At 64.9% G+C, this 14,827-nt stretch carries 17 protein-coding genes; 15 read left to right on the top strand and 2 right to left on the bottom strand.

Annotation, left to right across the window (positions count from 1 at the left end; all coding sequences use genetic code 11):
* Window positions 1-95 precede the first annotated feature (95 nt).
* The 12 genes from ACSSVQ_RS17130 to ACSSVQ_RS17075 all read left to right on the top strand — a co-directional run bounded on the left by ACSSVQ_RS17130 (window position 96) and on the right by ACSSVQ_RS17075 (window position 7,904).
* Window positions 96-362, top strand: coding sequence for a DNA -binding domain-containing protein (locus ACSSVQ_RS17130; protein ID WP_026014862.1), 267 nt, complete (start codon window positions 96-98; stop codon window positions 360-362).
* A 111-nt stretch (window positions 363-473) separates the two neighbouring features.
* Window positions 474-779 (top strand): transcriptional regulator domain-containing protein, encoded by a 306-nt coding sequence (locus ACSSVQ_RS17125; protein ID WP_454184506.1) that lies wholly within the window; start codon window positions 474-476, stop codon window positions 777-779.
* Window positions 739-1,248 (top strand): DUF2285 domain-containing protein, encoded by a 510-nt coding sequence (locus tag ACSSVQ_RS17120; protein WP_454184505.1) that lies wholly within the window; start codon window positions 739-741, stop codon window positions 1,246-1,248. The genes ACSSVQ_RS17125 and ACSSVQ_RS17120 overlap by 41 nt, the downstream gene beginning before the upstream one ends.
* Window positions 1,249-1,382: 134 nt before the next feature.
* Window positions 1,383-1,664, top strand: a complete 282-nt coding sequence (locus ACSSVQ_RS17115) for a helix-turn-helix transcriptional regulator (RefSeq protein WP_454184504.1) — start codon at window positions 1,383-1,385, stop codon at window positions 1,662-1,664.
* 11 nt (window positions 1,665-1,675) lie between these two features.
* Window positions 1,676-2,821: a replication initiator protein A gene (locus ACSSVQ_RS17110; RefSeq protein ID WP_454184503.1), complete on the top strand. Its 1,146-nt coding sequence runs from the start codon at window positions 1,676-1,678 to the stop codon at window positions 2,819-2,821.
* Window positions 2,818-3,456 (top strand): ParA family partition ATPase, encoded by a 639-nt coding sequence (parA, locus tag ACSSVQ_RS17105; RefSeq protein WP_454184502.1) that lies wholly within the window; start codon window positions 2,818-2,820, stop codon window positions 3,454-3,456. The genes ACSSVQ_RS17110 and parA overlap by 4 nt, the downstream gene beginning before the upstream one ends.
* On the top strand, window positions 3,453-3,707 hold the full coding sequence (locus ACSSVQ_RS17100; protein ID WP_454184501.1) for a hypothetical protein: 255 nt from the start codon (window positions 3,453-3,455) through the stop codon (window positions 3,705-3,707). The genes parA and ACSSVQ_RS17100 overlap by 4 nt, the downstream gene beginning before the upstream one ends.
* Window positions 3,704-4,225, top strand: coding sequence for a DUF2840 domain-containing protein (locus tag ACSSVQ_RS17095; protein ID WP_454184500.1), 522 nt, complete (start codon window positions 3,704-3,706; stop codon window positions 4,223-4,225). The genes ACSSVQ_RS17100 and ACSSVQ_RS17095 overlap by 4 nt, the downstream gene beginning before the upstream one ends.
* Window positions 4,222-4,767 (top strand): S26 family signal peptidase, encoded by a 546-nt coding sequence (locus tag ACSSVQ_RS17090; RefSeq protein WP_454184499.1) that lies wholly within the window; start codon window positions 4,222-4,224, stop codon window positions 4,765-4,767. The genes ACSSVQ_RS17095 and ACSSVQ_RS17090 overlap by 4 nt, the downstream gene beginning before the upstream one ends.
* A 47-nt stretch (window positions 4,768-4,814) precedes the next feature.
* Window positions 4,815-5,150, top strand: coding sequence for a DUF736 domain-containing protein (locus ACSSVQ_RS17085; protein WP_257806845.1), 336 nt, complete (start codon window positions 4,815-4,817; stop codon window positions 5,148-5,150).
* Window positions 5,151-5,153: 3 nt separating this feature from the next.
* Window positions 5,154-5,921: a lytic transglycosylase domain-containing protein gene (locus ACSSVQ_RS17080; protein ID WP_454184498.1), complete on the top strand. Its 768-nt coding sequence runs from the start codon at window positions 5,154-5,156 to the stop codon at window positions 5,919-5,921.
* Window positions 5,922-6,164: 243 nt separating this feature from the next.
* A complete protein-coding gene (locus ACSSVQ_RS17075) occupies window positions 6,165-7,904 on the top strand; it encodes a relaxase/mobilization nuclease domain-containing protein (RefSeq protein ID WP_454184497.1) in 1,740 nt (579 codons plus the stop codon).
* Window positions 7,905-8,154: 250 nt separating this feature from the next.
* Here ACSSVQ_RS17075 and ACSSVQ_RS17070 read toward each other — a convergent pair whose 3' ends face one another.
* Together ACSSVQ_RS17070 and corA are read right to left on the bottom strand one after the other, a co-directional pair.
* The gene (locus ACSSVQ_RS17070) at window positions 8,155-8,856 is read right to left on the bottom strand and encodes a VIT1/CCC1 transporter family protein (RefSeq protein ID WP_454184496.1); all 702 of its coding nucleotides are present in this window, start codon (window positions 8,854-8,856) and stop codon (window positions 8,155-8,157) included.
* A gap of 190 nt (window positions 8,857-9,046) precedes the next feature.
* Window positions 9,047-10,018 carry a magnesium/cobalt transporter CorA gene (gene corA / locus ACSSVQ_RS17065; protein ID WP_454184717.1) on the bottom strand — a complete coding sequence of 324 codons (972 nt, stop codon included), beginning with the start codon at window positions 10,016-10,018 and terminating at the stop codon, window positions 9,047-9,049.
* Window positions 10,019-10,753: 735 nt separating this feature from the next.
* Between corA and ACSSVQ_RS17060 the strand changes: the two genes are divergently transcribed.
* Genes ACSSVQ_RS17060 through ACSSVQ_RS17050 form a run of 3 tightly spaced genes read left to right on the top strand, consistent with a single transcriptional unit; the run spans window position 10,754 to window position 14,757 of the window.
* On the top strand, window positions 10,754-12,487 hold the full coding sequence (locus ACSSVQ_RS17060; protein ID WP_454184495.1) for an ABC transporter permease: 1,734 nt from the start codon (window positions 10,754-10,756) through the stop codon (window positions 12,485-12,487).
* 12 nt (window positions 12,488-12,499) lie between these two features.
* Window positions 12,500-13,801 carry an ABC transporter ATP-binding protein gene (locus tag ACSSVQ_RS17055; protein WP_454184494.1) on the top strand — a complete coding sequence of 434 codons (1,302 nt, stop codon included), beginning with the start codon at window positions 12,500-12,502 and terminating at the stop codon, window positions 13,799-13,801.
* Entirely contained in the window at window positions 13,798-14,757 is a 960-nt protein-coding gene (locus ACSSVQ_RS17050; RefSeq protein ID WP_454184493.1) for a universal stress protein, read from the top strand. The genes ACSSVQ_RS17055 and ACSSVQ_RS17050 overlap by 4 nt, the downstream gene beginning before the upstream one ends.
* Window positions 14,758-14,827: the final 70 nt, after the last annotated feature.

The raw sequence follows: 14,827 nt of genomic DNA, 5'->3' as shown, positions 1-14,827 counted from the left end.
ATCACGCGATGCGCCAACGTCCTCTCCCGCCGCCCGTCGAACGCCTGGTTAACAAATGGGGCGCGGGCGGATATGGTGTGGCTCTGGGGGCTGGGGTGACGCAAGTACAATTCCTCGATGAACCGCCGCAGAGCGCGGCGCTCACGGCCTATGACCGTGAGCATATGAAGCTCTACATGCGCCTGCTCGATGCGGCGACCGACGGCGCCGACTGGCGCGAGGCCGTCACGATCCTGTTCGGCCTCGATCCGGCTCGCGAGCCGGATCGCGCGCGCCATGTCCATGACACCCATCTCGCCCGCGCCCGCTGGATGACCGAGCATGGCTATCGCCTGCTCGTGCACGAGGGCCGTCCCCACTAGCCGGAATAGCGATGCCGGTCAGGCATCGCCCGTTGCCACCTTCGGGGCTTCCGGCGACCTCTGCAACCGGGAATGGTGCGCCTCCCGGTAGACAGCGCGCAGAGGACGCCCATGACCCCTGACATATCCCGGTGGCGGTCGACATCGACCTACGACTATCTCGACGATCTCGTATCGCCCGATCTCGGCTGGGAATGGCTGCGGCGCAATGGCGACTATCAGCGCGACTATGCCGAGACCAGGCGTCCGGCGTGCGATCTCAACGAACTGACGAACCGGGTCCGCAGACGCTGGGGGCTGCAATTTCCTTGTCCGCCCTACTTTCAACGCGACCGAAATCCCCGTCTTCTGGTGCCCCGAGGACGACACCAGCACCGTGCTGCTGACGGCCGCGCCTTCCATACTTCCCGCCGATAGCAATCTCTTCACCGTCGTTCAGGAAACCGCCGCCCGCTCCGACGAACAGGGCGTCCATTTCCTGCACGATCCCGGAGATGGGCAGGTTCTCCATCTCCTGCGGCTGGCAGGCGTTGCCGGCGGCGAACCCCTTGCCGCGCTGATCCCGCTCGATCTCGACGGCCTCGACCGGCTCGAAGCCGTTCAGCGTCTGCTCAAATCCCTGCTTGGCCGCGCCGTACCGGCCGATACCCGCCTGACCAGCCAGCAGCGCCGGCGTATCCGCCACATGCTGCAGGCGGTCGACGGGCGCATGAATGGCGCGACCTACCGTGAGATCGCAAACGTCATTTACGGCGTGTCCCGCGTTGCGTCCGATCCCTGGAAGTCCTCGGCGCTGCGCGACGCTACCATGGACCTTGTCAAGGATGCCCTCGCCATGATCGCCGGCGGCTATCGCGTTCTCCTGCGCCATCGCCGCCGATCCTGATCCGATGTCGGCAGAGGGGGTGCGATTTTGGCATTCCCTTGTTCGCACTCCCCCCTCGCGGCTCTCCTTCGCCACCGTGGCCTGCGTCCGCCGCTCATTGCCAGCGGCCTCAACCAACCCACGGAGGCCCGATCATGTCGCCCAATCTCGCCGGCTTGCCGCCGCGCTTTCTCAGAACTCCCGAAGCCGCGCGCTTCCTCGGCCTCTCCGGCCGCACGCTGGAAAAGCACCGCACCTATGGAACCGGCCCGGCCTATCGCAAGCTCGGCGGCCGCGTCGTCTATGCGATCGAGGACCTCCAGGCCTGGGCCGATCGGGGCGCCGTCACTTCGACCTCCGACCCACGCGGACAAGTGCTGCCCGCCAAGCGCCATGAACCGATGCCGGCGGCCCACGCCGGCCGCACCCGTCGCTGAGACGTCCGATCATGAAGCGGCGTCGCCTCATCACCTCGACCGAGCGAGCCAAGCTCGATCCCTTCATCGTTGCGACCGGCGACGCCAGCCCGCGCGACCAGCGCGAACTCATGGAGCGGCCGTTCTTCTCGCTCGCCAAGGCCAAGCGCATCAGACCGATCCTTTATGAGGCCGGCGGCGTCCGCGTCGAGGTCTTCGCCGTGCCCGAGCACGGCATGGCAACCATCTGGGATGCCGATGTCCTCATCTGGGCCGCCTCGCAGATCGTCGAGGCCGAGAATCTGGGCTTCAAGACCTCCCGCTTCCTGCGCTTCACGCCCTATCAGCTCCTGACATCGATCGGCCGCAAAACTGGCCAGCGTGATTACAAGCTGATGAAGGGGGCGCTCGCCCGCCTGCAATCGACCGTCATCCGCACCACCATCCGCCAGGGCGAACATTGGCGCCGCCACCAGTTCTCCTGGATCAACGAATGGGAGGAATGCGTCACGCGCGACGGCCGCGTCGAGGGCATGGAGTTCGTGCTGCCCGACTGGTTCTATCGCGGCGTCACCGACCGCTCGCTGGTGCTCACCATCGACCCGGCCTATTTCCGGCTGACGGGCGGCATCGAACGCTGGCTCTACCGTGTCGCGCGCAAGCATGCCGGCCGCCAGCCACGGGGTTGGATTTTCGAGTTCGCCCATCTCCACGAAAAGTCCGGCAGCCTCATGCGCGTCTCCGACTTCGCGCTCCAGCTCCGGCGCATCGTCCCGCGCCAGCCGCTGCCCGGCTACCGCCTGCACATCGAGCGCAAAGGCCGGCGCGAGCTGCTGCGCATCCTGCCGGCGAAGCCATCCGCCGTACCTGTGGACGACGCTGTGGACGCGGTCGGGACTTCGCACGCAAGCGGTATCGGGATTTCGCACGCGGGACCATCGGGACTTCGCACGCAGAGATCGCAGTTAAGTCTCTGGCCGGAAACGACGATTCCGGGTCTTAACTTAGAATCTAACAGAGAATCTAACTCTTATGTTGCGCGCAGCGATGTGGAAAACACCGTCGCTGCCGCCATCAACGGTCTCCTCCGAAAGACATCCGGGGCGCGCCCAACCGGCAGCGACGCCGCTCACCCATCGCGACTCCCCCTCGGGCGCAAGCCGGGAGGGGCACGATGATCGTCGCGTTCCTCAACCAGAAGGGCGGCGTCGGCAAGACGACGCTGGCGCTCCATCTCGCGGGACAATGGGCACGGCAGGGAAGGCGCGTCACCCTGATCGACGCCGATCCGCAGGGCTCGGCGCTGGACTGGTCGCAGCAGCGGGCGCGCGAAGGCCTGCCACGCCTGTTCGGCGTCGTCGGCCTCGCGCGTGACACGCTGCATCGCGAGGCGCCGGAGCTGGCGCGGGACGCCGATCACATTGTCATCGACGGACCGCCCCGTGTCGCCTCGCTGATGCGCTCGGCGCTGCTCGCCGCCGATCTGGTGCTGATCCCGGTGCAGCCGTCGCCCTTCGATGGCTGGGCCTCTGCCGAGATGCTGTCGCTCCTGCATGAAGCGCGCATCTATCGCCCGCAGCTTGCCGCCCGCTTCGTTCTGAACCGCTGCGGCGCGCGTACCGTCATCGCCCGCGAAACGGCCGAGACGCTCGCCGATCACGATCCGCCGGTGCTGACGGCGCGGATCGGTCAGCGCGTCGCTTTCGCCGATACGGCGCAATCCGGGCGGCTCGTCTTCGAGATCGACGAGGACAGCCCGGCCGCGTGCGAGGTCGCGGCCCTTGGCGCCGAGGTGGGGAGGCTTGCGCCATGAGCGGGCGCGCTCCGAAACGCGGTTTCGCGTCACGCCCCGCCAATCCCGAGCGCTGGATCAAGGCGTCGGATGCACCGTCGGCGCGCGGCGCGGACGCCGCCGGTTTCACCGCCCGGCTGACGATCGACGTCACGCCCGAACTGCGCGGCCGGATCAAGATCGCGGCGTTCCGGCGCGGACAGACCGTCGCCGACATGCTCCGCGACCTGCTCGCCCGCGAATTCCCCGCAGACGAAGGAGACCCCTCATGACCGGCACCGCGGCCTCCCGCGCGCGCGGCGGCCCGATGCCGTCCGCCAACAGTCCCGATGCGCTCACCGATGTCGAATTGACCTGGATCGAGAACCGGATCGAATACTGGATCCGCTTCGGCCGTCAGGCCGGTGAGCGGATCATCGACCGCCGTCGGCGTGTCGTGTCGTTCCGCCCTGGCGCCGTCTTCACCTTCGTCCGATGGGCGGCTAACGATTTCGGCACGGTCATCTCGCGCATCGACATCGTGCGCGCCGTCGAACTCGGCGTCGCCTATCAGACGCTGCCCTTCGTGCGTCCCGGCGGTGAAATCCTTCTCAAGATCGAAGGCTGGCCCAAGGTCGAGAAAGTGCTCCTGCACATCGACGCGGTGGAAGCTGCAGGCGTCGATCCCTGCGACGTCGCTCCCGACCATTGGCGTCATGTGGCGCACAGGATGAACGCCGGTCACGCACCGCGCCCCTACACCCAGGAGCGCCATCAGGCATGGCTCAAGCGGCGGGAGATCGAACTATGACTCGCTTTGGCTATGTCATGCTCACCTACTTCACCGCGATGGGCGTTGCCGCAGCAGCGGTCATTCCGACATCGACCAGGCTCGTTTGGAACGTGTCGGCCAGCGCGCCGATCGGGCTCTATCGGATCGATCCGGCCGAGCGTCTCGAAGTTCCCGACCTGGTCGCGGTGATGCCGCCCGAGCCGCTCGAAGATTTCATGGTCGAGCGCGGCTATATCGGCCGCGACGTGCCGCTCCTGAAGCGCGTCATGGGGCGTCCCGGGCAGCGGGTGTGTCGCACCGGCCACGCCATCACCGTCGATGACATCCCTCTCGGCGAAGCGCGCGACCGCGACAGTCACGACCGCCCCCTGCCGGTCTGGCACGGCTGCCGCCGCGTTCAGCCGGACGAGCTGTTCCTCATGAACATCGACGTCCCCGACAGTCTCGATGGTCGCTACTTCGGCCCGCTCCCGGCCACCACCGTCATCGGCCGGGCCGTCCCCCTTTACACCGACGAGGACGGAAACGGCCGCTTCGTCTGGCGCGCGCCGACGCGGTGATGACGCGCGCCTTCCTGCAATCCCACCGCAACCAAAAGGAGATTCCCATGCCCCAGATCGGTCAATTCACACGCACGCCCGGAGGATATTCGGGCCGGCTCCGCACCCTCTGGTTCGACTGCGAACTCACCTTTGTCACCGCCGACAACGCCGACAGCGACAACGCGCCCGCCTACCGGGTTCATCTCGGTGACGAGGACGGCCCGGAGGTCGGCGCGGGCTGGAAACACTCCGGCGAACGGGCGGGCACGTTTATCTCGGTCGTCCTGGACGATCCGGCCTTTCCGTTTCCGGTCCGCGCCCGGCTGTTCCAGTCGGATGAGGACGGACGCGACTGGGGCCTGCACTGGACCCGCCCGAAAAAGCGCGACGACCAGGACTGAACGATGCGCTGCGTCCGCCTGTCCCCAGCACTGCGGCGGTGCGGCCCTTGCGGCCGCATTGCCCTCCTTCTCCTTTCCGGCCTGTCCCTCAGCCTGGTCGAAAGCGGCGCCGTCTTTGCTCAGCCGGCAACCACCGGGCAGCAGCAGATCGGTCATCCATTCGCCGCTCATATTGCCGAGGCAGCGCAGCACTTTCGCATTCCCGAACACTGGATCGTCGCCGTCTTGGGCGCCGAGAGCGCCGGCGCTACGCGTGCCGTCTCATCCGCGGGCGCGATGGGGCTGATGCAGGTCATGCCCGATACCTGGGATCACCTGCGCGCCCGCTATCGCCTCGGCCGCGATCCGTTCGATCCGCGCGACAACATCCTCGCGGGCACAGCCTATTTGCGCGAGATGTACGACCGCTACGGCGCCATTCCGGCCATGCTGGCGGCCTACAATGCGGGGCCAGCCCGCTACGACGAGTATCTTGCAACCGGTCGGCCATTGCCTACCGAAACGCGCGCCTATGTCGATTTGCTTGCACCCGCGCTTGGTGTCGCTGCGCCGTCGCTGAACGCTCCGGCCGCACCGCCATCGCCTCCGGACTGGCGCGAGGCACCGCTGTTCGTGCCGCGTTCAAACAACCGCCGGAGTGTCGACAACCGTGCCTCCGAGGAACCGTCGAAGACGTCCCACTCCCCCGTCCCGGAGCAGCGCGAACACAATCAACAGCCACAGTCGGAACCGATATTCGTCGCCGATGGCAGCACAGGGGGCTCGTCATGACCGACGCCATGTGCATTCGCACCCTGTCGGGCTCTGGCGTATCATGGCGAGCGCAAGTGGGGGCGGCAGTCTCAACAACCGAACGATGGCAGGATAAAAGGGCGCACTTTGCGCGCCGGTCGGTCGGTTGTTTTGCTTGGATTTTCTGGCGCGTTCCGCACATTTCCGGGCCTTGGCGCAATGTGCGCGGACCGCTCAAGGGCCTGTGTCTAAACGGGTTTTCGCACATTGCGGAGCGATCCCATGGCCGATGATCGCGAGTTCCGCATCCGTCCCGGCCGCATCCGCTCGACGCGTGCACAGGCCGCGCGCCCCTTCATCGCCCAGGCGCTCGCGGCCGCAAAGAAGGCGGGCGGAGGCGTGTCGCGCTCCGGCCGCGTCGTTTCCGGCAACCGCTCGCGCTTCGGGCACGGCCAGCGCGCCAGCATCCAGGCCAACCGGCTCATCACGGCGCGCTCGCGCGGCGCGGTGATCAAGGCGCGTGTGGTCCGGCATTCCGCGCGCACCGCGCCGCTCGGCACGCATCTCGATTATTTGCGCCGCGACGGAGTAACCCGCGATGGCGAGAAGGCGCGGCTGTTCGGGCCGGGAGAGGAGGATGCGGGTGGCCGCGCCTTCGCCGAGCGCTGCGAGGACGACCGCCACCATTTCCGCTTCATCGTCTCGCCCGACGACGCGCTCGAAATGTCGGACCTCAAATCCTTCACCCGCGATCTTGTCGGCCAGATGGAGAAGGATCTCGGCACTGAGATCGATTGGGTGGCCGTCGATCACTGGAACACGGAACACGCGCATGTCCATCTGATCGTGCGCGGTGTGCGCGACGACGGCCAGGACCTCGTCATCTCGCGCGACTATATCAAGGAGGGCATGCGCGATCGGGCGCGCGACCTCATCACCCAGGAACTCGGTCCGCGCACCGACCTCGACATCCGACGCAGCCTCGAGAACCAGATCGCCTCCGAGCGCTGGACGCAGCTCGACCGCCAGCTCGTTCGTGACAGCCGGCGCACCGGCGTTGTCGATCTCGCACCCGATCCCGACCGGCAGCCTGACGAGTTTCACGCGCTGAAGGTCGGGCGGCTGCGCAAGCTGGAGACGCTCGGCCTGGCCGAGCAGATCGGCCCCGGCCAATGGATGATCGACGACAAGGCCGAGGCGACGCTGCGCGAACTTGGCGAACGCGGTGACATCATCAAGCGCATGCACCGGGCGCTGACCGAGCGCGGCATCGGGCGCGGATCGGCGGATTACGTGCTGGCCGCCGAAAGTCTCGACACGCCGATCGTCGGCCGCCTGGTCGAACGTGGACTCGACGACGAACTGAAGGGCACGGCCTATGCCGTGGTCGACGGCGTCGACGGACGGACCCACCACATCAAGCTCGCCGATCTAGATGCGGCCGGCGACAGCACGCCAGGCTCGATCGTCGAGCTGCGCGCCTATGACGATTCCCGCGGACAGCGGCGTGTCGCCCTTGCGATACGCTCCGATCTCGACGTCGAACGCCAGGTGACCGCGTCGGGCGCGACCTGGCTCGATCGGCAAAACATCGCGCGTGATCCCGTAGCTCTGTCGGAAGGCGGCTTCGGCGCCGAAGTCCGCGATGCCCTGGACCGGCGTGCAGATCACCTGATCGAGGAAGGCTTCGCCGAACGGCAGGGCCGGCGGATCATCTTCAGTCGCAATCTCCTCAACACGCTCCGCCGGCGCGAAGTGGAAGCGCTCGGCGAGAAGCTCGCAATCCAGAACGGGCAGTCTTTCCAGCGTGCCGACAGCGGTGAGTATGTCGTCGGCGCCTATCGCCAGCGCTTCACACTTTCATCCGGTCGCTTCGCGATGATCGACGATGGCCTCGGCTTCCAACTCGTGCCCTGGACACCTTCGCTGGAAAAGCACCTGGGCCGCCATGTCTCCGGCGTCGCGCGCAGCGATGGGGGCGTCGACTGGGGCTTCGGCCGAAAGCGGGGGCTCGGGTTGTAGGCACGGCGTCTTGGATGGATCACCGATCGAAACGAGCACGTTGCGCCAAACGCCGACATTCGAAAGCGTCAAGCGCCGGGTAATCTGCCAGAGAGAAACAGACATTTGACGGAGGGGATGGGCCTGATATCCAACCTTCTCCAACCACAACCCATTGAAATTATTGAGTCACCTTGGCCGAACAGGCGTCTTCCAGGAAGCGCTTTGATCCCTTACTGCCGTCCCCCATCATTCACTACGCACCACCGGCCTACCCGACAGTCACACCGAAGAGCATCCCCACCGCTGCGGTTGCGGCCATGGCAAGCGCGCCCCAGAAGGTAACTCGAATGGCGCCCTTGACGATGCCTGCGCCTCCGGCCGATGCCCCGAGGCCGCCGAGCACCGCAAGTGCTGCCAGTGTCGTGATCGCAACGATCAGCGTGATCTGGGCGGTAGGTGCGAGCACTGCGATGATCAGCGGCACGACGGCCCCAACAGCGAAAGTCGCCGCTGACACGAGGGCGGCCTGAACCGGATGCGCGGTCACCGTTTCCGAGATGCCCAGTTCGTCGCGCGCATGGGCCGCAAGGGCGTCCTTCTCGGTAAGTTGGACCGCGACCTGACGGGCCAGGCCTTCGTCGAGCCCACGCTGGACATAAATGCGCGTCAGTTCATGGAGCTCCGCTTCGGGTGTCTCCTTCAACTCCCTGGTCTCGCGTGCGATATCGGCCTGCTCCGCATCGGTCTGCGAACTGACGGAGACATATTCGCCCGCCGCCATGGACATCGCCCCTGCTACAAGACCAGCGAGTCCGGCGATCAGGATTTCGGGACGCCCCGATCCCGCGGCTGCAACCCCGACCACGAGGCTGGCAGTGGAGACGAGGCCGTCGTTGGCTCCGAGAACGGCCGCCCGCAGCCAGCCGATGCGATGAACCATATGGACTTCGGAATGCGACAGCCTGCTCATGTGTGTAGCCCTTTCAAATCCGGCAGCCCACCCTGCCGCCGTCGGAACGCCTCGCCTTTGGTCGGAATGATGGCCTGAGCTTGCGCAAGCATGAACAGGGCAAAGGACGTGTGCAGACGAGAAGTCCGTGCGCGACCGCCTGACGTTTCCGACCCCGTGCCGGCGCAATCAATGTTCCAACAGTTATTACTCAAAGCCAGCCCCGATTTTTGAAAAAAAGATAGGGCAGGACCGCAGACAAAACCATGAGGCCGAGCGCAAAGGGATAGCCCAACAACCATTCGAGCTCGGGCATGTGCTCGAAATTCATGCCGTAGATGGATGCGATGAGCGTGGGCGGAAGAAAGACGACGGCGGCCACTGAGAATATCTTGATGATGGCGTTCTGTTCGATATTGACCATGCCAAGGGTCGCATCCAGCAGAAACGTGATCTTTTGCGACAGGAAACTGTCATGGTCGGACAGCGAGCGGACATCGCGCGACAGCGTCTTGATCCGCTCTCGAGTCTCCTTGTCGGTCTTGCGCTGGATGGCACCCTGGCCGAGAAATCCGATCAATCGTTCGAGCGTCACCAGGCTGTCGCGGATATTCGAGATGAGGTCGCCCTTGCGACCGATGGTTTCCAGAACCTTCTGAAAATCCTGGCTTTTGCTTGGCTTGGCACCCTTGTGCCGGAAAATGTCGCGCGAAATTATGTCGATCTCGCGCCCGGCGCGTTCGAGGATATCCGCAAGGCGGTCCACGATCGCTTCCAGCAGGGCCACAAGAACACCTTCGCCGGTCTCGCAGCCCATCGCCAACTTTTCGGCACGCTGCGGGAATGTCTGGAATGCCCGCGGTTCGTGATAGCGCACCGTGATGAGACGGTTGGCGGCGAGCACGAAAGTGACGGGCAGCATCTGGGGATCGTCGCCATCGGCTTGCGCCGGCAACGTCGCAGTCATGAAGGCGGCGCCGTCTTCGTTGTAAAGACGTGACGAGATTTCGATCTCCTCCATCTCCTCGCGGGTTGGAACGTCGATTCCCAACCGCTTCTCGATGTCGGCCTCTTCCGCATCCGTGGGGTTGACGAGGTCGAGCCAGACCAGCGTATCGAGCGGCTCCTGGGCGCCCTCCTGCGGACGCAGCCGTCCAGCCTCATTGCGGTACCCACGGATCATCTCTGCGTCCTTTCGCTTCTTCAGTTCGTCATGCCAACCGGCACTATTCATGGCGACGTTATCCGTGAACCGGAGGGAAGACAAAAGCTTGCACTGTTCGAAAGCTTGTCTGACTGGCGCATCGCGCAATTGGCTATTGAGCGATGACGCGCATCGGCGACTGACCGGCCTCGCCAGACGAAAATGCGTGCAAATATTGCTCTCCAGTGATCACCGTTGGCTGAACCCTGCCAGATGTCGGTCTTCGTGAGCGCCGACATGGAGTTTGTCCATCCGGTGGTTTCGGGCCTCGGCTGCGTGCCGTTCTCGGGCTCCCCAGCAATCGTACACAGTGGACATGTGGCGGGTGGGCGCCTGTGGTGTTCCCGACATGCCAGCGTTCGACCGTGCCAGCGCGGCCTCGAAGTCAATCCTTTGAAGGGGCATTGACGTCGGAAACAGAGCCTTGTGACTACGCAAGCATTGGCGCTGTTCCCCAATCAGATTACAAAGCGTAAATAATTCTCGACGAACCCCGGAAACCAACCATGGATGACGGCAGTCGACTTGATCGCAAGCAGGTAGCACCTCGAGGCTAGGCCAAGGCCATCCGCCCGGCGCATCCTGGCGCATGAGGATGTGACCGAGCATGATCTTGATTGCCATCAAGTCCCTGGCCGAACCGTCCAACGCCGAGCCGATTGCTCGGCGTTTCGGCGCGATCTCATGCGCGGCAAGTTCCGATGCGAGGGCAGAATGACCGGACCGCTCCCTCCATCTGCGTCAGGCAAGACGCGACGTTTCCTGAGCGTTTGGGACCTGATCGCCGTTCTTCTCGTCCTCGGCGCACTCGTCGTTCTGGCGCAAGCCAGTCGCGGACTGGTGCTCCCGCTGCAGGACCTGGCACAGCGTCCGGTCACGCTCGATCCCGCCAATCTGCCCGGATATGCGGCCCGGACGTCCCTGCGCATGTTGGCGGCGATGGGGCTGTCGCTGCTGTTCACCTTCACCTATGCGACCTGGGCGGCAAAAAGCCGTCGCGCCGGTGCCATCCTGATCCCGCTGCTCGATATCCTGCAGTCGGTGCCGATTCTCGGATTCATCTCGGTGACGGTCGTGTTTTTCATGTCGCTCGCCCCCGGCCGGGTTCTGGGCGCCGAGTTCGCGGCCGTTTTTGCCATCTTCACGAGCCAGGCGTGGAACATGGCTTTCAGCTTCTACCAGTCGCTGCGCACGGTCCCGGAGGAACTTTCCGAGGCCTCGCGCTCGTTCCGCCTCGGCCCCTGGATGCGGTTCTGGCGTCTGGATGTGCCGTTCGCCATGCCGTCGCTGGTCTGGAACATGATGATGTCGATGTCCGGCGGCTGGTTCTTCGTGGTGGCCTCCGAGGCGATCAGCGTCGGCAATACGACCGTGACCCTGCCGGGGATCGGATCCTACATCGCTCTGGCCATCGAGCAGCGCGATCTTGGCGCCGTCGGCTGGGCCATCGGCGTCATGCTCGTGGTGATCCTGATCTATGACCAGCTTCTGTTCCGGCCTCTTGTCGCATGGGCGGACCGTTTCCGCTTCGAGCAGGAAACCGGCGTCGCACCGCCACGGTCCTGGGTGCTGATGACGCTTCGTCGCTCGCGGCTGGTGGCGATGGCGACAGCGCCGTTCGGCGCGGCATGGCGATGGACCTATCGCGGGGTCCCGAAGCCTGCGCGGCAGGTCGTGGCACCCGTCAGCCCCAAACGTGCCGCCCTCTGGCTCGATCGCATCTGGTTCGGGACCGTCGCGGGGATCGCCCTGTTTGCCCTGTGGCACATCGTCCGCTTCCTGTCGGCGGGCGTGACGCTGTCGGATGCGGGAACGGCGGTGCTTTTGGGATGCGCCACGATGATCCGGGTGTTCGTGCTGATTGCCATCGCCAGTGTCATCTGGATTCCGGTCGGCGTGTGGATCGGGCTGCGCCCCGGCGTGGCCCGCATCGCGCAGCCCGTCATTCAGTTCATGGCGGCCTTCCCGGCCAACCTGTTCTTTCCCGTCGCCGTCTCGGCCATCGTGGCCTTCCGCCTTGATCCCGACATCTGGCTCAGCCCGTTGATGATCCTCGGCACACAGTGGTACATCCTGTTCAATGTGGTGGCCGGGGCATCCACCATCCCCAGCGAATTGCGCGACATCGGCACCAGCCTGCGCATCCGTGGCTGGCTGTGGTGGCGACGCATCGCGCTGCCCGCCGTCTTTCCGTTCTACGTCACCGGCGCCATCACCGCGTCGGGCGGTTCGTGGAACGCCAGTATCGTGGCCGAAGTCGTGAGCTGGGGGCCGGACCGGCTCGAAGCGCGCGGGCTGGGCGCCTACATCGCCAATGCGACGGCGGCGGGGGACTTCCACCGCATCGTGCTCGGCATCGCGGTGATGAGCGCCTTCGTCGTCGTCATCAATCGCGCGTTCTGGCGGCCGCTTTACAATTATGCTGAACGCAAGTTCCGCCTCGGCTGAAGGGAGCCCGCCATGGATCAGGTCTCACTGCTGGACATTCACGAAGTTCGCAAATCCTTCCCCAAACCGGACGGGGGCGAACTGCTTGTTCTCGACGGCATCGAGCTGACGCTGCACGAGGGAGAGATCGTTGGCCTGCTCGGCCGGTCGGGGTCGGGAAAGTCGACGCTCCTGCGGCTCATTGCCGGGCTGTCGAGCCCCGCGAGCGGATCGGTGACCTATCTTGGCCAGCCCGTTGCCGGGCCGCCCGAGGGCATCGCCATGGTGTTCCAGAGCTTTGCGCTGTTTCCCTGGCTGACCGTGCTCGAGAATGTCGAAATCGGACTGGAGGCACTCGGTCTGCCCCGCGACGAGATCCACCGCCGCGCGCTCTCGGCGATCGACATGATCGGGCTCGACGGTTTCGAGTCGGCCTATCCGCGGGAATTGTCCGGCGGCATGCGCCAGCGCGTCGGTTTCGCCCGGGCGCTCGTCGTGCATCCCAACATCATCCTGATGGACGAGCCGTTTTCGGCGCTCGACATCCTGACCGCCGAGACGCTTCGCACCGACTTTCTCGATCTCTGGGCAGAAGGCCAGTTACCGATCAAGGGGGTGCTCATCGTCACCCACAATATCGAGGAAGCGGTCCTGATGTGCGATCGCATCCTGGTCTTCGGCAGCAATCCGGGGCGCATCCTGACCGAGATCGCTGTCGATCTGCCCCAGCCGCGCAGCCGTCTTGATCCCGCGTTCCGTGAAGTCGTCGAGCGCATCTATGTCGCAATGACGGCCAGCGATGCAGCCAGGCCGCCCGAAACCCGGGCCGAGCGGTTCCCGGGCACCGGGATCGGGACGGTTCTGCCGCGCATCTCCTCGAACCTCCTGTCGGGTCTGCTGGAAGCCGTTGCCGCGCCGCCCTACGACGGCGAGGCCGACCTGCCGGTTATCGCGGCGGCGCTGTACATGGAGATCGATGACCTGTTTCCCGTGGCCGAGACGCTTCAGATGCTCCGGTTCGCGGAACTGGTCGGCGGCGACATTAGGCTGAGCGTGGAGGGAAAGCAGTTCGCCCATGCAGACCTGGACGCGCGCAAGCAACTCTTTGCCAGACACCTGCTCAGCTATGTCGCGCTCGCCGCACATATCCGCCGCGTCCTGGATGAACGCCCGGACCATCGCGCGCCCTGGAGCAGGTTTTCCGACGAACTTGAAGACCACATGTCGCCGGACGCGGCAGAACGGACCTTGCGCGCCGTCATCAGTTGGGGACGCTTCGGCGAGGTTTTCGCCTATGACGACCAGACCCAGATGTTCAATCTGGAGAACCCGTGAAGGGAAGTAATCGTCGGGAAAATAGCGTATTGATGAAATCGAGAGCGGCGATTGGGAGTGAGATGGCGTTGAAAACCATACTGGCAGCACTGGATCTGGCGGGAGAAAGCGACGCGGTACTGGACCGGGCAGTCCAGTTGGCCGGCGAGCATGGCGCGTGGCTTGTGCTGCTTCATGTCATCGAAACGGAAGCCTTGGCGCAGGTCGCCAAGGTATCGGGACAAGGTGAAAGCGATCTAAGGGACCAACTGAGACGGCAGGCGGCTGCGCGCATCGATGCTTCCTTGTTGGACCTCGGACGCACCCGGCGCACCGATGTGCGGGTTGAATTCGGATCACCGCACGAAGTTATCACCCGGGTAGCGGATGAGGGATCAGCCGACCTTGTCGTGCTCGGTCCGGGCAAAAGCCCCGGCAAGTCATTGCGCGCGAAAGTTCTGGGCTCGACCGCGGACAGGGTCATCAGGACGTCGCCCGCGCCGGTCCTCGTGGTCAAGACCCAGGCGGCCGAGCCCTATCGTAAGGTCGCCGTCGCCATCGATTTTTCACCCCAATCGGCATCGGCCGCAAAGGACGCACGCAATCTGGCCCCTAATGCAAGGCTGCGGTTGATCCATGTTGTCGGCGTCCCGCTCACGTTCGAACAGGCAATGCTTCGTGTCGGGACACCGCAGGCCGAGATGGAGCGATACCGTCTGACGAGAGTTGCCACGGCTCGCGACGAAATCAAGACATTCGCGCGAGATGCGGTGGGAATCGACGATGCCGCCACGAAAATTCTTGAGGGAGATCCCGGCCCTGCTCTGGTCCGCCTTGCACGAAGCAAAAGCGTGGATCTGCTTGCCCTGGGGCCACACGGGCGAGGCGTCGTTCTCCAGACCCTTCTCGGCAGCGTCACGCAACGCGTGCTCAGGGAAGCGTCCTGCGACGTCCTTGTCGCGGGACCCCGTCAGTGACACATCACGACGAGACACCATGAAACCATCTCCGATGGCGCCAACATGGTCATCGCGATCCAGCTTGCAG

Source organism: Parvibaculum sp. MBR-TMA-1.3b-4.2 (assembly GCF_053628815.1).
This window is presented reverse-complemented; position numbering and strand designations above follow the sequence as displayed.